This is a genomic window from Streptomyces sp. NPDC045021 (assembly GCF_056432645.1).
Window position 1 is genome coordinate 106553 of the sequence record NZ_JBWKIQ010000015.1, and the last position, 17156, is coordinate 123708.

Genomic DNA, 17156 nt, shown 5'->3' on the forward strand with positions numbered 1-17156 from the left:
CACCAAAAAAAACCCCCAACAACTCTAATCACAACACAACAACACCCCCCCCCCCCCCCCCCCCCCCCCCCCCCCCCCCCCCCCCCCCCCCCCCCCGCCTCTCTGCTGGAATGGTTGAACCAATATCGACGACGGAACGGAATTCGAGCGTCTGCCACGGGCAGCGTGTTGCGGCTTATGGGGCCGGATCAGCGCGCCGTCTTCTCCCTGGCCGGCCGGAAGCCGTGGAAGGCGAAGAGTCCGGCCGCCACCACCAGGGCGCCGAGCAGATAGAGCGTCAACTGGATCCCGTCGGCCAGATCGGCCGCGTGGCCGGGGCCCGCGCCGTGCGCCCGACTGGAGGCGATGGGAACCAGTACGGCCACACCGACGGCGATGCCGAGCTGGAACGAAGTCTGGCGCACACCCGCCGCGAGCCCCTGCTCATGATTGGCGACACCCGAGGTGGCGGCGAGGGTGGAGGTGATGGTGGTCGCCATGAACGCCATCCCCATGGGGAGCAGCACCACGGCGAAGAGCACGATGTGCGACTCGGCGGACACCTGGGAGGCGACCAGCGCGATGAGCAGACCGGACAGCACCGTCGCGGCTGTGATGGAGCCGCGCAGGCCGATGCGGTTGATCAGCCGCCCGATGAAGAACCCGAAGGCGATGTTCAGGATCCCGACCGGCGCGACAATGAGCCCGGCTTTCAGCGGCGAGTAATTCAGCACCTGCTGGAGATACATGGTCGTCAGCAGGTAAGCGGAGCCGGAACTGACCCCGGAGAATACCGATACGACGTTGGCCGCACGCAGCGAACGGGAACGGAAGAGCCCGAGTCGGACCAGCGGCTCAGGGTGTCGGGTCTCGTACCAGAGGAATACCGCGAGCAGTGCGGCACCGGCCAGAAGGGGAATGAGGAAGGCGGCCGACGTCCATCCGGACGCCACGCCCTGCGCGGGCGCCGCGACCACCAGAGAGACAGCGACCGTGATCAGGATTGCGCCCACCACGTCGATGCGGTGCGGCTGCCGGGCGGCGCGGGCGATGAACTTCGGCGCGAGCGCGGCCACCAGGATCCCGACGGGCACGGTCGCGTAGAACACGCCCTGCCAGCCCCACTCACGCACCAGGATCCCGCTCAGGACCAGTCCGCTGACGAATCCCAGTACGGTCGCGATACCGAACTTGCTCATAGCTTTGACCCGCTGGGGCCCTTCGGGGACGGAGGTGGTCAGCAGTGCCAGGGCGGTCGGCGCGATCAGCGCGGCCGAGAAGCCCTGGAGGGCGCGTCCGGCCACCAGCATCACCGCGCTCTGCGCCATTCCGCACATCAGTGAGGTCAGCGCGAAGCCGACCATGCCGATCGCGAAGACCCGGCGCCGGCCCAGCAGGTCGCCGATGCGTCCGCACAGGATGAGCGCGCCGCCGAAGGCCACGTTGTACGCGGTGATGACGCCCTGCACGCCCGCCTGGGAGAAGCTGAGCTCCCGCTGGATGTCCGGGATGGCGACCGTCACGATCGAGGCGTCGAGCATGACCATGAACTGGGCGCACAGCATCAGCGCGAGTCCGATTCCCGCCCAACGGGTTCCCGCCTCGCGGGTCGCTGTGTCCGTCGCGGCCGCCGGAGCGTCCGCGCGGGCCGTAGTCCGCACCTGCATGACGAGTTCCCTTCTCGTGCTTGACTCTCCTGCTTGACGTCCTGACTGACGAGCTGCTGATGACAGAACACCGGCCGCGCCGTATCGGTTGCACGGCGCTTCCCGATTCCGCGTGATCCGGTCACGCCGGACGCGATCACCTCTCTACTGTGCTCCGCCGCCGAGGCCGGTGCTGGCGGAAATCGGACACGGCGTTCAGCGGTTTCCGGACGCCCAGAAGCCTCCGGCGCACCCCGGTGACCTGCGAAGTCGGGGCAGTGGTGATTCGGCCGCAACAACCTGAGCGTGCCGGGCCGGGGATATCCGTAGCCTGCCCTGGTCAGCGTTTCCAGACTCGGTTCGAGGACGGTCGGCATGCCGGAACAGGACTTCACCGCACGAGCCCCCGTCGTCATCGTCGGCGGGGGGCCCGTCGGTCTGGCCCTCGCCCTCCTACTGAACGCCCAGGACGTGGCGTGCGTGCTGTACGACGAGGGGGACGCCTCCTTCGACCATCCGCGGGGCAACACCCACAACGCGCGCACCATGGAGCACTACCGGCGGCTGGGCATCGCCGATCCGATCCGCGCCCTGGGGCTGCCGGAGCACCAGGCGACGGACGTCGTCTACTTCACCCGCTACAGCGGGTACGAGCTGGCCCGGCTGCCGATGCCGTCCGGTACGGAGAAGCGGAAGGCCGTCGCCTCGGCGCCCGCCGACGACCAGGTCCCCGAACCGCTGCACCGCGCCAACCAGATGTATGTCGAGCGGTTCCTCGTCCGGCACGCGCGGACCCGGCCGAACATCACCCTGCGGTACGGGGTCCGGGTCGACGAGATCCTGCCGGACGCAGACGGGGTGACCGTCCGGGACCGCGACGGCGGCCGGACCAGGGCGCGTTACGTCGTCGGCTGCGACGGCGGACGCAGCCTCGTACGACGCTCGGCGGGCATCGAGTACGCCGGGGAACGCACGCTCGACCAGGACATCCTCGGCCGGAAGGCCACCGCCGCGTATCTGCGGCTGCCCACCCTGCGGCGGGACCTGCTCGGCGGGCGGGACGCGTGGAGCTACTGGGCAATCAACACCGATGTGGTGGTCAACCTCATCTCCCTGGACGGCGCGGACGAGTTCTGTCTGCTCACCAGTTCCCTGGACCCGGACGCCTTCGACTGGGGGCAGCTCGTACGGATCGTGCGGTCCGCGGCGGGCACCGACCTGCCGGTGGAGGTGCTCGGCCACCGGGCGTGGACGCCCGGAGTGGCGCTGGTGGCCGGGAGCTTCGGTGCGGGACGGGTGTTCCTCGCCGGGGACGCGGCCCACCTGTTCACGCCGACCGGCGGGTTCGGGATGAACACCGGGATCGACGACGTCGCGAACCTGGCGTGGAAGCTGGCCGCCGGGACGCGAGGCTGGGGCGGCCCTCGGCTGCTGGACTCCTACAGCGCCGAACGTCGTCCGGTCGCGCTGCGCAACACCGCGGCGGCACGGGCCCTCAACCAGAACCTGGGCGCCGTCGACCGCCCGGCCGCCCTGGAGGAGGATTCGGCGGCGGGGCGGAGCGCGCGGGCGGCGGCCGCCGCCCTGCTCGGCGCCCTCGGCGAGCAGTTCGCGTCCATCGGGGTCCAGCTCGGGGCCCGGTACGACGGCTCCCCGGTGATCCGCGCCGAGGACGGCGACACCCCGCCGCCCGACTCGCTCACCACGTACACGCCGAGCGGCGTCCCGGGCGGCCGTGCCCCGCATCTGTGGCTGGACGTGGGACGCGGCGCCGGCAGTTCCCTGTACGACCGGCTCGGGACCGGCTTCACGCTGCTGCGCCTCGGGGCGTCGCCGCCGGACGGCGCCGCGCTGTGCGCCGCCGCGGCGGACCGCGGTGTGCCGCTGACGGTCCTGGACGTCCCCGGACCCGTCGGACGTGAGCTGTACGGCCGCGATCTGGCCCTCGTCCGGCCCGACCAGCACCTGGCGTGGCGCGGCGACCGCCTCCCGCGCGACGCCGTCGCCCTGCTGGCACAGGTGACGGGCGCCGGCTGAGCCGACGGGGCGCCCGCCTGCCCGGCGCGGCTATGCCGGTTTCAGTCCGCCGGGTTCAGCGCGTCCGCCCCGGCGTGGGCGATGAGCAGGTCCTTGCCGTCGCGCGATCCGCTGACGCCGATCGCCCCGATGACCTCGTCGCCCGCGGTGATCGGCAGACCGCCGGCGATCAGCGCGATACCGGGCTGGCTGCCCAGGCTGCTCACCAGCATGGTGTTCTCCTCGATGGCCTTGCCGAACACATCGGTGGCCGTGTGCAGGGTCAGCGCGGTGTTGGCCTTGTTCAGCGCGACCGTGGTGGCCGTGTTCGCCGTACCGTCCCTCCTGGCCATCGCCGTCACGTTGCCCCCGGCGTCGATCACCACGAGCGAGACCCGGCAGTCCAGTTCCTCCGCGTGAGCCAGCGCCGCGCCGATGACCCGCTGCGCACCGGCCAGGCTGATGCTCCGGGTGGTGAACACCGCGGTTTCGATCTTTTCGAGATCACTCACGTCGATGTCTCCATTTCGTTCGTCCGATGGTCCCGGTGGACACCCGCCGGGTGTCCTTCCCGTTCGGGGGAAGAACACCGCCGACGGTCCGGCCGTTGCAACGGACCCCGTCCCTGCGGGGTTTCCCCACCAGCGGCGCTGTGCCGCTCCAACGGCGGAGTGGCGCTGGTGGCTGACTTCCATGGCAACCCAACCGGAGATCCCTCATGGAGAAACAACCGCACACCCGGCACTCGGGCTGGCTCCTGGTCTCGCTGCTCGGCGGGATGTTCCTCGGCAGCGTGGACATCGCGATCGTCAATATCGCGACGCCGTCGATCCGGGCTCATCTCGGAGCCTCAAGCGGCCAGTTGGAGCTGATCGTCTCGGGCTACACACTGACCTACGCGATGCTGCTGATCACCAGCGCGCGGCTGGGCGACCGGCACGGATACCGCACGGTGTACCTGACCGGCCTCGTGGTGTTCACCGCCGCCTCCGCCGCCTGCGGCCTCGCCCCGTCGGCAGGGGTGCTCATCGGGGCACGGATCGTGCAGGGCGCGGGAGCGGCGATGACCACCTCGCAGGTGCTGACCGGGATCCAGCTGCACTTCGAGGGACGGGAACGGGCCCGGGCCCTCGGTCTCTACACGGCGGTGCTCTCCACCAGCGCCGTCCTCGGCCAGGTGCTGGGCGGGGTGCTGGTTTCGGCCAACCTGTTCGGTACGGCCTGGCGTCCGGCCTTCATTGTCAATGTGCCGATCGGCATCGCCCTGATCGCGGTCGCGTGGTTCTGCCTGCCCGTCGTCGCGCCGAAACGCAGCAAACGGCTGGACGTCCCCGGCGCGCTGACCCTGTCGGCGGCGCTGCTCCTGCTCGTGGTGCCGATCGTGATGGGCCGGGAGGCCGGCTGGCCGCTGTGGACCTGGGCCAGCCTGGCTGCCTCCGTGGCCGCCTTCGTCCTGTTCGTCCGGGTGGAGCGCCGCCAGGCCGCACGCGGCGGCAACCCGCTGGTCACCCTCTCGCTGCTGACCCGGCGGCCCGTCGCCCTGGCGCTGATCTCGCAGGCCGCCACGGTGGCCACCTACTTCGGGCTGCTCTTCGTCCTCGCCCTCTACCTTCAGCAGGGGCTGGGCCGGAGCGCCGGATTCTCCGGTCTGTCGCTGGTGTCCTGGGTCGCCGCGTTCGGTATCGCGGGGCCGCTCCTCGGCCGCTCCGGTCCGCGCGCGAGGCGGCTCGCCGCTCCGGTCGGGCGGCTGGTGCTGGGCGCCGCCTTCGCCGGTATCGCACTGACCCTCGCCGCCGGACAGGCCGGCAACGACGCTCTGCTGATCGCCCTGCTGGGCATCGGCGGCCTGGGCTACGGCGCGGCCTTCAGTGGCACGCTGACCGGGTTGACCAGCACCGTCACCGACGAGTACGCCGCTGAGGTCAGCGGGCTGTTCAACACCACCATCCAGGTGGGCGGTTCGCTCGGCGTCGCCGTGTTCGGCACGGTCTACCTGGACATCGCCCCGCACGCCGGCCGCACCGATGCGGTCTCGGCGTTCACCCTCGTCGCCGCCTCGCTGGCGGCCACCGCCGTCGTCGCCGCGGTGATCGCCCAGTGGGCGCTGCGCCCGTCGCCGCCCGTGGCCCCCGCGCCGAGCGAGGAGCCGCGCTCCGATCCGGCGCTGCGCCGCTGACCGACGGCGACCAGACGTACGCCGCTCCGCCACCAGATCCTGGTGGCGGAGCGGCGTACCTCTGCGCGCGCTCTCAGACGCGCGGCTGGAGACCCTCGAGCTGACGCGCTATCACCTGGCGCTCCACCTCCTGGGGCAGCTCCTCCGGTTCCGCCCTCTGCGCGGGCTTCCACTCCGTGACGGGTGAGCAAGCGTGGTAGCCCCTGAGCCGCGCGAGCGGAGCGACCGCGCCGTACAGGGCGCGCTGGAGCGGCCACGGGCGGCCGGTGAACCGCAGCACGTCGGAGAACTCCCGCAGGGTCAGGGAGGTCTGCATCAGGTTCGGCTTCCCCTGGTCGTCGCTCTGGCCCTCCTCGGCCAGGCCGAAGAGCTCGCGGAGCAGCAGGACCTCGAAGCGTGCCGCCCGGTTGGTGAACTCGACGATCGCCAGGGTCTCCTCGTCGTCGCTCGCGCTGTAGAAGCGGTGCGACGTGCCCGGCGGGACCGCCACCGACTGCCCGGTCCCGTCCAGGATCACGTCCCGGTCGGCCATGCTGACCCGGAGCCGGCCGCGGACGAGCGTGAACCGCTCCTCGCTCGCCGGGTGGAGGTGGTAGTCGGCGGCGAAGCCGCCGGGGGCGACGTACAGGTCCAGCACCGACCGGACGCCGCCGGTGTCGGCGGCGGCCGTACGGACGACGATCTTCTGACGGCACGGGGGGTTGTAGTAGACCTCACCGGCACTGACGGCCATCTTCCCTCTCCTTGCTGCACTTCTGCGCCGCGGGAACACCGGCCGGGTGTTCCCCTGTCCTCTCACGTACCTGCGCTTCTACAAAACCTGCGGCTCCGGCGGCCGGTCCCGGCGGCGGGGGAACCGCCGGAACCACCGCCGGGGCCGCGCCCCGCGCCCTGCCCCAAATTTCGCCCGCACCCACCGGACCGAGGGGAATTCAGGAGGGCATCTTGGTGCCGCAGATGATCCCGTGGACGGGGATCACGTCGGGCGGCATGGTGCTGATGTCCTGCGAGATGGCCTTGGTGACCTTGAAGCCGCAGGATTCCATCCACTGCTCGTACGTGGAGATCTTCTGCGGTCCGCCCTGGGCCATGGTGCAGCCGAGCATGTACGCAGGGAAGAAGTCCACCGAGTTCGAGACCTTCACGTCCTCGGGGTAGATGGGCACCAGGACGTAGACCTGTCCGCCGACCTCCAGCGCGTCATGGGCACTCTGGAAGATGCGGTAGACGTTCTCCTTGTCGAACATGTCCAGGAAGTGCTTGATCATGATGGTGTCGAAGCCCTTGGGGAGGCCCTGGAACACGTCACCGCCGATGAACGAGCAGTGCTCCTCGACACCGTGCTTGCGGAAGTTCTCCCGGGCCTCGGCCTCTTTCGCCGGGAAGTCGAAGCACGTCACCTGGAGGTTCTCGGCGCCCTTGGCGCCCTTGTGGCGGTAGGCGAGGATCGCGCCGAGACCGGTGTTGCCGGCCAGGTCCAGGATCTTCGTGTCCTTGCCGACGTCCAGCTGGTCGTAGAACCACGGGTCGATGAAGTCGGTGACCTGGTCCATCATCGCGCCCCAGGACGCCTGGAGCTCGGGGTGCCGGGTGCTCGCCTCGTAGAAGTTGCCGTCGAAGTCGAAGAGCTCCTTGAGGCCGACGACCGTACCGGTCCTGACGCTGTCGGACAGGTGGTAGAGCTGTCGCAGGCAGACCTCCTTGACCATGTTCATCCACGGGATGACCCGCGCGAGGTCCTCGTCCGTCAGGTCCCGCAGACCGTCCAGTGTGTATGTGGACGCGGTCTCGTCGAAGGAGACGAAGTCCTCCTTCACCATCAGGTGCAGCAGCTGCTCGGCGGCGGCGGGGGTCACGCCGGCCTTTCCGGCTATCTGACCTGCGGTCAGCCCGCCGCTCGTGTCCTCCTTGAGCGAATCGACGATTCCCAGTTCGAAACAGCTGAGCAGGTTCATGAACCTGAGCGGGCCCAGGGTGTATTCACGGAACTTGGTGAGTACGGCGTCCTGCGAGCTCATCACGTCTCCTTCGTTGGCCTGTCCGGTTTCCCTGGCCTGTCCGGCATCGTTCGGGGCAAGCGTCGTGTGGTGACAAACGTAGGAGCCGGGCCACGGCCGGGCACTCCGGAACTTGCGGCCGAACCGGGAACACCGCGTGACGGTGCTCCGGAGCACACGGCGGGGAGGGATGAGGATGACGGCACGTCGTGCGGCGGCGGGGACCGCGCAACCCTCCCCGCCCAGCCGGTGTTCTGAACGGTGATGGACGAAACGGCCGAACACCTGACGGAGCGCCTGGCAGTGGACCTCGACGACGGCTTCACGGAGCTGGTACGTCTCCACGCCAGGACGGTTCACACGTTCCTGTTCCGGGTCACCGGGTCCGCCGTCGAAGCGGAGGACCTGGGACAGGACACCTTCCTGCGCGCCTACACGGCCCTGAAGGACTACTCCCCGGCGCGCCGGCGGGACTTACGTTGCCGCGCCTGGCTGATGACCATCGCGGCCAACGTCTGGCGCAACCAGATCCGTACCAACGTCCGCCACCCGGTGTCCCCGGCCCCCGTCGAGAACTCCGCCGAGTCCTGGGCCGACGAGAGCCCCGGGCCGGAGGAACGGGCCTCCACCGCCGACGACAGGGGCCGCCTGGTCTCGGCGCTGACCGAACTCCCCGAGAAGTCCCGGATCGCGGTAGTCCTGCGGCACATCGTCGGGATGAGTTACGGGGAGATCGCCGAGTCCCAGGGATGCCCGGTGGGCACCGTCAAGGCGCAGGTCTCCCGCGGGGTCGGTAATCTGCGGGAGTTGCTGGAGGCAGGCGACCCACCCCTGAGGGAGGTGCTGAAGTGAGTCAGAACGACAACGCGGGCCCCGCGCCCCGGGACCACTACTCCCTGGAGGGCGCCCTGGCCGGTCTCACGTCTCCCGGTCCGGTGGATCTGGCGCTGCGCATCCTGCGGCACGTCGGGATCTCCCACGAGCGGTACGACGCCTACATCCTGCTCGACACCGACGCGGGCGGCCTGTACGCGGCGTACAGCCCGACCGCGGTCACCGGCTCCGTACTGGAGTCGATGGTGGTCAGCCCCGAGATGTTCGAGGAGACCCACTGGCAGCGGACCGGACGCACCGCCATCCGCTCCACCATGCCCTTCCCCGGGCTGCGCCCCGCCCTGCGGACCGGACGCGCCAAGTCGCTGCCCGTCGACCTCACCGGCTTCGACGCCCATGAGCGCGCCGTGCTGGAGGCCGTCAGGACCGTGCCGAAGGGCCAGTTGCGGCCGGTCGGCTGGATCGCGCGGGAGGCGGACGTGGCGGATATGGCGGAGGTCAACGGCTTTGTCGCCAGGACCCTGGCGCGGAACCCGCTGACGCTGCTGATCCCCTGCCACCGGGTCACCTATGAGGACGGCACCCCGTGCGACGGCGCGTACACCGCGGCCACCGGCCGGGCGCTGCGATCCGCGGAGGGGATCGACATGCTGCGGCTGGCGGAGCTGTCCCGGCGCGGCGGCCTCCTCCTCGGCAGCGACACCACCTACATCTACTGCCATCCGACTTGTGCCCACGCCCGCCGGATCACCCCTCCCCACCAGCGGCCCTTCCGCACCGCCGACGAGGCCCGGGGCGCCGGTTACCGTGCCTGCCGCAGCTGCCGCCCGGTCACCGTGTGAGGGCTGTCCGGCACGACGGTCCTCAGGGCCGTCCAGTCCGACGTCCGAGCGGGGTGCAACCCTTCCCGGTCCGCCGGTGTTCCGTTCTGTGCGGCGATCGGTCGCCCACCGTCCGGCACGACGCACCGGGAAGGGACATCCGACATGCGCGACGAACTCGACGACGAGCCCCGCTGGTGGGGCTCCGAACTGCTGGCCCGTCATCCCGCCGACGCGGTGTGGGCGCGGGCCGGCTCCGAGGTGACCTACGAGCGGCTGCGCACTCAGGTCACCTCACTGCGGCGGCTTTTCGAGGCGTACGGTGTGCGGCCCGGAGCCACCGCGGTGCTCCAGGGCGCGCAGAGCTTCACCCAGCTGTGGTCCGTCCTCGCGCTGTGGTCGCAGGGCGCCCAGGTACTGCTCATGGGACCGGAGATCCGCGGCAGGGAGCTGGAACGGCTGCTGGACCACTGCCGGCCGCAGTTCCACGTCGCCTTCGGCGGCGGCGGCCCCCGGTACCGGACCTTCCACGACGAGTGCGAGCTCCTCGTCCGCAAACTGCGCGGCGGACAGCGGGTGGTGACCGACCACTGCCTCATCCACTTCACTTCCGGCAGCACCGGCTTCGCCAAGGCCGTCGCCCGCACACCGCAGTCGCTGCTCGCCGAACTCGACGCCTTCCGACGGATGGACGGCATGCCGGGCGCGGGTTCGAACGTCATGCTGCTGGGCCCCGTCGCCCACTCCTTCAACCTCGTTGGCGGCATCCTCCACAACATGGACGCCGGGGCAGTCAGCGTCTTCCCGACGCGGGTCTCGCGGCCCGCGCTGCTGCGGACCGCGATCAGGACCGGCGTGGACACCGTGCTGGGCCGGCCGGACCACTTCGCCGCGATGGTGCGGGGGGAACACTCGGTGCGGCTGCCCGCGCTGCGGCATGCCGTCTCCGGTGGCGACCGGCTGGACGGACGGGTCCACGCCCGGTTCGCCGAACGCTTCGGGGTGCGCATCGGCCAGGCGTACGGCACGACGGAGACCGGCATCGTCGCCGCCGACCCCACCGGCTGGTTCGCCCCGGGGTCAGTGGGCATGGTGGCCCCTGGGGTGCGGATCAGGATTGTCGACGGTGAGCTCCAGGTCCGGATGGCCGGCACGCCGTACCTGGGGCCGGAGGAGGCGCCCGCCCGGTTCCTGCCCGACGGCGATCCGGACGGACCCGGCTGGTTCTGCACCCGGGACCGGGCGGTCCGCGATCCGTCCAGCGGTGCGCTGCGCATCATGGACCGCATCGATCCGCCGGCCGACCGGCACCAGCTGACGCGCGGCATCGACCACGTCCTGCTCTCGGACCGGACGGCGTCCCGCTCGCTCACCCGCAGCGGGGCACCCGCCGGCTGACCGACGCGCCTGACCGGCAGGCGGCTGAACCGTTGACAGTCGACCGGCTGGCGCATGAGGAGTCGGCGGCACCGTGTCCCGGCGGGCCGGCCGAGGCGGCGGGCGATGCAACCGAATGGCGTGGGAAGTGTTCTTCCAGGTAGCAGGATTCGTTCACCTCTCACTAGGAGACGTCGCGTTGACCCGCACCCTGACTGGGATGACAGCGGTCGTCACCGGAGCCGGCAGCGGCATCGGGCGGGCGACCGCACACGCCTTCGCCGACCGCGGCGCCAACGTCCTGGCCGTCGGCCGGAGCCGGGAGAAGCTGGTCGCGACGGCCAGGGACAGGTCCTCCATCGTGCCGCTGAGCGCCGACGTCACGGGAAATGCGTCGCCCACGGCCATCACCGAGGCCGCGCTGGAGACCTTCGGCGGTATCGATGTCCTGGTGCACGGCGCGGGAAGCCTGCGACGGACACCCCTGGGCACGGTCTCCGCCGACGACTTCGACCGCTTCATGGCCGTCAACCTGCGCGCCCCGCTGCTGATCACCCAGGCCGCGATGGCGCCGCTGACCCGGTCGTGCGGGACCGTCGTCAACGTCAGCGCGTCCTTCGGGCAGCGTGGATGGCCGGAGCTGTCGCTGTACGGCGCGGCCAAGGCCGGCCTCGACTTCTTCACCCGGACGTGGGCGGGCGAACTCGCGGACCGCGGGATCCGGGTGGTGTCCGTGGCGCCCGGACCCGTCGACACACCGATCCTGGAGAACAACGCGCTGGACGACCGGGCCGTGACCACCATCCACCGATTGCAGGAACTGCTCCCGCTGGCCCGGCTGGGGAGCGCCGAGGAGGTCGCCTGGTGGATCGCCAACTTCGCCGAACCGCTGGCGGCCTACACCACGGGCGCCATTCTCCCGGTCGACGGCGGATACGGCGCCGTGTGAACGGCCTGTGTGAAACGGCCCTGTTCGCCTGACGACCGTCTCCGCCTGACGACCGTCGCGGAGAGTTCGAAGGCTCTCACCGCCTCACTCCGGCCCGGATTCCGGTTGCCGTCGCACTCCGCGTTCCGGATTCCAAATTCTCGCCGTGTCCTCACCGGATTACCGTCGAATCCTCATGACGCCCTCATCCAGCACGGATCTAGCCGGAGTTGAGAATGCTGTACTGCAATTCCTGAACCGGAGGGCCCGGTTCGATTCCGAGATCCGAGACGAGATTCAGGCGCAACCTGCCAAAGACGTCGAGCGCACGGACCCGGTCCCCCGACATGCTGAGGGCACGCATGTACTGGCAATGCAGCCCTTCGTGAAGCGGATGCTCGAAAACCGGAACGGCGAGATCGGCGATTGCCTCGTGGTACATCCCCATCCTGATCTTGACGACTGAAAGATCCTCGATCACGCCGAGTTTCGACTCCTCCAGTTCACGCCGCTGCGCCTCCAGCGCGACCCCCGTCGCCACGTCCACGAAAGCGGGGCCGCGCCAGATGTCGAGCGCGCGGCTGAGGATGGTAAGCCCCTCCGCGTCGTCCCCCTGCCGGATCACCCCGCGGCCGTCGGTGACCAGGCTCCGGTAGGCGCCGTAGTCGAACCGCGCGGATCTGTCGCTGAACACGTATCCGCCCGGCCTGGTCATCAGCAGCTCACGTGCCACCGCTCGCGCCGACAGGCCGGTGAATCGCTGGAGCACCTTGCGCGACTGGAAGACGTAGGTCTGGATATTGCGCAGCGCGCTCACGGGTGGATCGTCTTCCCAGACCTCGCGCACCAGGGACGAGACGGGGACGACCCGGCCGGCGTTGGCCAGCAGGACGGCGAGCACGGTACGCGGCTTCGGCGCCAGCTCCACCTGATTCACCGTGTCATCGATAGAGACGTGCAGAGGACCTAACACTCCTATATTCATCAACACTTCACAATTCCTTCAGGCTGACTGTTCCTGTAGAAACATGAGAAATAATGAGGCACACCGAGCGACCGCGCGTGCAGTAGCAACTCAATTACGGTACCCCGACCACGCCCTCTGTCAAGATACGACTGAATCAAACCTTGCGGCGCCAGAAACGATCGCTACTATTTACCCAAGTCTTTACCTCCGCCATGCAACCGTCGGGCGTTCAGCGGTGTTACGACGTTGCGCTCACGTTGGCGAAGAACCCGCCGCCGTCCGAAATCCCGACAACTTCCGTGTGGCTGGGTTACCTCTACCCGGGTCCGGAAAGCGCACACCAACCCGGCCGACTCCCTACGGTCGGCAGGCTCTTCAGGCCTCCGCCGGCACGTTCCGGCAGCCGTGGCCGGATACGGCTTCGCCGGTGAGGCGGCGGGTCATGAGGTCGATCAACGCGAGCTGTATCGGTCGGCTCACCCGACGAGTTGGTAGATGCTGTTCCCGACCAGCCACAGACCCAGCGCCAGCGAGATGGACACGACCGCCTGGTCCTGGTGACCCTCGATCCAGCTGCGCAACCTGCCGAGTTCAGCCTCGGCGGAAGCAGGTCTGAAGGTGGCGTACAGCTCCATCGCCAGCAAGGTCGAAGTAGCCAGCAGGCAGTAGCCCATCAGGGCCAGATACGACTCGACGGACGACAGGTGCGCCTGCACCACCACGGCGCCGCCCGCGGCAACCATGGCCCAGGGCTGCAGGAGGATGCCGAACCCGGCCGCAGTCCATACGGAGACATGGTCCAGTGCCGTCAGCCATTTGGGGGACCGGCGGGGTCGTCTGCCCCGGCGCCGCTTGCGCTCCCCGTAGAGGACCATTCCGACGCCCAACGCCATCTTGACCGCCAGCGCCGCGGTGGACGGAGCACTGCCGTGCGCCGGGGGTTTGCCGCCGGTCACCAGGACCACGGCAGCGATCAGCAACACGAGACAGCCCAGCCACGCCAGGATGAACGCCAGCCCCTTGCGCACGCCTCCGGCCGCGGACAGCAGCAGGATGAACGCGGTGTTGTGCAGGGGCCCCAGCGTGATGGCCGTACCGATGATAAGCAGGTCGGCAACCATCACTGCGCCCTACGTGCGGCCAGGGCGCAATGCCGTGTCGAGACCTCACCAGTGTCCGGCTTCACGTGTGCCCTCCAATCGCAGGGACTGATGCGGGGCAGGTGCTGCCGGGCCCACGGGCGGGCACTCAGGCAGACGAGCACTCAGACCATCATGGATCAGCCCCACTCGCGACAGCATCTTCCGGCTGGCCCAGCCCATGGTCAGCGCATCGGCCGACGTGCCGACCATGGGCTGCCGTGGCAGGCTGGAAAAGAGGCTGCCATTCGGCCGGTTCCGGTCGAGCGCGTGGCTTCGCGATCCAAGGAGGCCGATATGGCCAGTAACGCAACCGGGCCGCGCGCAAGCGACGTGAGCCAGGGTTCGCGGCACATGTTCCGGTCGGGTTGGACAACACTCGCCGCCGTTCTGATGATCTTCGGCGGGGCCATGGCCATCTTCGAGGGGATCTCCGCCATCGCCAAGGACGACCTGTTCGTCGCCACGCGCAACTACGCGTTCCGGTTCAACCTGACCAGTTGGGGATGGATCCACCTCATCCTCGGCATCGTGGTCGTGCTGGCCGGCTGCGCCCTGTTCAGCGGGGCCGTGTGGGCGCGCGCGGTCGGTGTCGTGCTCGCGGGACTGGGCGCGATCGCCAACTTCATGTGGCTGCCGTACTACCCCCTCTGGGGCATCGTGCTCATCGCCATCGACATCGTCATCATCTGGGCACTGTGCGCCGGACCGCATTTGGAGGCCGGCCGGACCTGAACCCGGCCCCCTCCTGCCGTGGCGTCAGCCCTGCCGGTGCCACGCCCGCAGGCCCCACCGAAACGTGTGAAGGGCACCGGGTCCGAGTTCCACCAGGCCGTCACGGCTCCGGAACGCGTCCGGCGGGCAGGACATCGGCTCGACCGCAATGCCCCGGCGCCGCCGCCGCTCAGGCAGCGTGTCTCCCGTGTACACCTGCACGAACTCGGCGCCCTCGCCGAGCCACAGGTCCGTGCCGTGCGAACCCGAGGGGTGCGCGAGACGCACGGTGACCCGGCCGGAGGCGTCCCGCTCCAGCTCGGCGAAGGCTGTATCCAGGCGCTGCGCGCCGACGGCCTTCGCCGTACGGAAGTCGAACGGTGTGCCGGCTACATCTTCGACCGCGCCGGGCATACCCGTATCGTCGAGCGGAAGCCATTTCCGGGCCGGGACAAGGAGCACCGCGTCGTCCACCAGATCGGTGCCCACGGTCAGGTAGGGGTGCTGGCCGACTCCATAGGGCGCTGCGTCCTCACCGAGGTTGCGTGCGACCACAGTCACCGTCAGTCCCTCCACTCCGAGCACGTACCCCGCGCGAACGTCGAGGTGGAACGGGTAGCCGGGCTGCGGCCACAGTGTGGCTCCCAGAATTACCCGGTGCTCCTCGCGTTCCATCACCTGCCAGGACATCCAGCGCAGCAGCCCGTGGATGGCGTTGCCGTTCTCCGGCTCGGTCAGGGGAAGTTGGAGATCCTGGTCGTTCCAGCGGTACCGTCCCGCGCCGATGCGGTTCGGCCAGGGCACGAGGAGTTGACCGCGGCCTCCCGTGATCGGCTCGTCGGCCGCGAAGCCGTCCAGCAGCGGCCGGCCGTCGACCGAGTAGTCGCGCAGTGCACCGCCCAGCTCCACGATGACAGCGGTCTGTTCACCATGGCGCAGCAGAATCTGCTGCCCGGTGGGGCTCTCGGACACGTACGGCCTCCAGGTCGGGTTCGGAATCCGGTGACCGCGGCGCAGACGCGCCGTTGACCGGAACGGGGCTTCGGACTACGGCTACGGGTGACCGGCGGGAACGTCGGCGGGCACCGGGGTGAGTCGGAGCGAGATGACGTAGGAGACGACGACGGCGACGATCACCAGCGGCATCGCGGTGAGACCTTCAGTTCCCAGCAGCAGGGTGGCGAGCAGTACCGAGGTCATGGGCAGTTTCAGCATGGCCACGGACATTGCGCCGATGCCCATCGCGAACGCGGACGTCACGTCCAGTCCGGGCAGATGGGCGAGGGCGAGCCCGCCCGTCGCTCCCACGAACATCGCCGGGAAGATGGGGCCTCCCCGGAAGCTGCTCAGTGAGACGCTGTACGCGAGCGCCTTGCAGACCACGAGTACCAGAAGCGTGCCCACCGAGTAACCGGCGTTCGCCGCGAGCAGGGGGTTGAGTGCGCTCTGCCCGGAGTACAGCACCCCGGACGCCTCGTTGCCCGTCCATTCGGCGTAGACCAGCGCGATCACTCCGATCACCGTGCCCGCCAGCACGGTGGCCACCACCCGCCGCCGCTCGACGCGCGCCTGCAGGAACAGGGCGAGCCGGCGGATCCCCGCACCGACCAGGGCCGCCGCCACCCCGACCACGACGGCCCAGCCGAAACCGGCGATGTCGGGCCGGTCGGCGTGCGGCACCCCGTGCAGAGCCAGGGAGTACGTGCCCAGGCCCGTCCACGAGCCCAGGCCGGTGAAGATGAGCGCGCCGACCCCGGCCGCGAGCAGCCCCGGAACCAGGACCATGCCGAGCATCGCCCCGCCGAGGCCGGACGCCTCCATCAGGAGGAACGCGCCGAGCAGCGGGGAGCCCAGTAGCGCGCTGATGGCGGCGAAGCTTCCGGCGACCCCCACCACGGCGGTCGCATCCGGCGGAAAGTCCTTCTTGAGCAGGCGTACAGCGCCGACGGCCAGCCCGCTGCCCAACGCGATCAGCGGCGCCTCGGGGCCGAGGACGGCGCCGAGGACGAGCGAGGCCAGGCTTGCGAGCGCGACGCCGGGCAGCTCGATCACCGGGGTCGGGCCCGTGGCCACGAGCCCCTCGGCCGGTTTGTGGCCGCCCTCGCCCGGCAGGTACCGGATGGTCAGGGCCACCAGGAGTCCCGCCACGGCGAGGAGCGGTACCGGCCACCAGGACGGTGTTCCGTGGAAGCCCAATGCCGTGGGCAGGTCCGTGTAGGTCAGCGACTGGAGTTCGGAGACCAGGGCGAGGTAGCCGAACGCCGCCGCCGAGACCGGGACACCGAGAACCGCCGCCACAACGAGCAGGACCGGGTACCCGCGCGTACGGACCAGCGCGAAAGGGTCCTTGGGGCTCGCCCCGGGCTGTCCGACACCGTCGGCCGACATGATCACCGTCTCCTCAGCACTGGAACGCGGGCACGCGAAGACCTCCAGGCCGTGATATCACGCGGCGGCGATGCTCCCGGGTGTGCCGGTCCCGACCGGGCGGCGGTGGTCGGGTTGTCATTCCGATGGCCCAGCGTCCTGACCGAGACGCTCCGCCGGCGGCGCTCGTCGACT

Annotated in this window: 15 protein-coding genes; 7 read left to right on the top strand and 8 right to left on the bottom strand. The window is 69.8% G+C overall.

Going from position 1 to position 17156, the window contains the following annotated elements:
* Positions 1-188: 188 nt before the first annotated feature.
* Positions 189-1646 carry an MFS transporter gene (locus AC07DC_RS34620; RefSeq protein WP_478918467.1) on the bottom strand — a complete coding sequence of 486 codons (1458 nt, stop codon included), beginning with the start codon at positions 1644-1646 and terminating at the stop codon, positions 189-191.
* Between the two features lie 354 nt (positions 1647-2000).
* Here AC07DC_RS34620 and AC07DC_RS34625 point away from each other — a divergent pair, with 354 nt between their 5' ends.
* Positions 2001-3662, top strand: coding sequence for an FAD-dependent monooxygenase (locus tag AC07DC_RS34625; RefSeq protein WP_478918468.1), 1662 nt, complete (start codon positions 2001-2003; stop codon positions 3660-3662).
* A 41-nt stretch (positions 3663-3703) separates the two neighbouring features.
* Here AC07DC_RS34625 and AC07DC_RS34630 read toward each other — a convergent pair whose 3' ends face one another.
* Positions 3704-4153, bottom strand: a complete 450-nt coding sequence (locus AC07DC_RS34630) for a GlcG/HbpS family heme-binding protein (RefSeq protein ID WP_478918469.1) — start codon at positions 4151-4153, stop codon at positions 3704-3706.
* Positions 4154-4359: 206 nt separating this feature from the next.
* On the opposite strand from AC07DC_RS34630, the gene AC07DC_RS34635 reads away from it, so the two are divergent.
* Positions 4360-5817, top strand: coding sequence for an MFS transporter (locus AC07DC_RS34635; protein WP_478918470.1), 1458 nt, complete (start codon positions 4360-4362; stop codon positions 5815-5817).
* 73 nt (positions 5818-5890) lie between these two features.
* Here the strand turns inward: AC07DC_RS34635 and AC07DC_RS34640 are convergent, their stop codons facing one another.
* Complete coding sequence (locus AC07DC_RS34640) at positions 5891-6550, bottom strand: cupin domain-containing protein (RefSeq protein ID WP_478918471.1); 660 nt, start codon at positions 6548-6550, stop codon at positions 5891-5893.
* Between the two features lie 199 nt (positions 6551-6749).
* Complete coding sequence (locus AC07DC_RS34645) at positions 6750-7835, bottom strand: class I SAM-dependent methyltransferase (protein ID WP_478918472.1); 1086 nt, start codon at positions 7833-7835, stop codon at positions 6750-6752.
* Positions 7836-8078: 243 nt separating this feature from the next.
* Between AC07DC_RS34645 and AC07DC_RS34650 the strand changes: the two genes are divergently transcribed.
* The 4 genes from AC07DC_RS34650 to AC07DC_RS34665 all read left to right on the top strand — a co-directional run bounded on the left by AC07DC_RS34650 (position 8079) and on the right by AC07DC_RS34665 (position 11795).
* On the top strand, positions 8079-8666 hold the full coding sequence (locus AC07DC_RS34650) for an RNA polymerase sigma factor (protein ID WP_478918473.1): 588 nt from the start codon (positions 8079-8081) through the stop codon (positions 8664-8666).
* Complete coding sequence (locus AC07DC_RS34655; RefSeq protein ID WP_478918474.1) at positions 8663-9490, top strand: MGMT family protein; 828 nt, start codon at positions 8663-8665, stop codon at positions 9488-9490. Before AC07DC_RS34650 ends, AC07DC_RS34655 begins: the two co-directional genes overlap by 4 nt.
* A 144-nt stretch (positions 9491-9634) precedes the next feature.
* The gene (locus AC07DC_RS34660) at positions 9635-10867 is read left to right on the top strand and encodes a class I adenylate-forming enzyme family protein (RefSeq protein WP_478918475.1); all 1233 of its coding nucleotides are present in this window, start codon (positions 9635-9637) and stop codon (positions 10865-10867) included.
* Between the two features lie 199 nt (positions 10868-11066).
* The gene (locus AC07DC_RS34665) at positions 11067-11795 is read left to right on the top strand and encodes an SDR family NAD(P)-dependent oxidoreductase (RefSeq protein ID WP_478918476.1); all 729 of its coding nucleotides are present in this window, start codon (positions 11067-11069) and stop codon (positions 11793-11795) included.
* A gap of 199 nt (positions 11796-11994) precedes the next feature.
* On the opposite strand, the gene AC07DC_RS34670 is transcribed toward AC07DC_RS34665, so the two are convergent.
* Both AC07DC_RS34670 and AC07DC_RS34675 read right to left on the bottom strand, forming a co-directional pair.
* Complete coding sequence (locus AC07DC_RS34670) at positions 11995-12711, bottom strand: AfsR/SARP family transcriptional regulator (RefSeq protein ID WP_478918477.1); 717 nt, start codon at positions 12709-12711, stop codon at positions 11995-11997.
* A gap of 506 nt (positions 12712-13217) precedes the next feature.
* Positions 13218-13862, bottom strand: coding sequence for a GAP family protein (locus tag AC07DC_RS34675; protein WP_478918478.1), 645 nt, complete (start codon positions 13860-13862; stop codon positions 13218-13220).
* A 315-nt stretch (positions 13863-14177) separates the two neighbouring features.
* On the opposite strand from AC07DC_RS34675, the gene AC07DC_RS34680 reads away from it, so the two are divergent.
* The gene (locus AC07DC_RS34680; RefSeq protein ID WP_478918479.1) at positions 14178-14615 is read left to right on the top strand and encodes a DUF7144 family membrane protein; all 438 of its coding nucleotides are present in this window, start codon (positions 14178-14180) and stop codon (positions 14613-14615) included.
* 24 nt (positions 14616-14639) lie between these two features.
* Here AC07DC_RS34680 and AC07DC_RS34685 read toward each other — a convergent pair whose 3' ends face one another.
* Both AC07DC_RS34685 and AC07DC_RS34690 read right to left on the bottom strand, forming a co-directional pair.
* Positions 14640-15566 (bottom strand): aldose 1-epimerase family protein, encoded by a 927-nt coding sequence (locus AC07DC_RS34685; protein ID WP_478918480.1) that lies wholly within the window; start codon positions 15564-15566, stop codon positions 14640-14642.
* 81 nt (positions 15567-15647) lie between these two features.
* Positions 15648-16982: a chloride channel protein gene (locus AC07DC_RS34690; RefSeq protein ID WP_478918481.1), complete on the bottom strand. Its 1335-nt coding sequence runs from the start codon at positions 16980-16982 to the stop codon at positions 15648-15650.
* Positions 16983-17156: the final 174 nt, after the last annotated feature.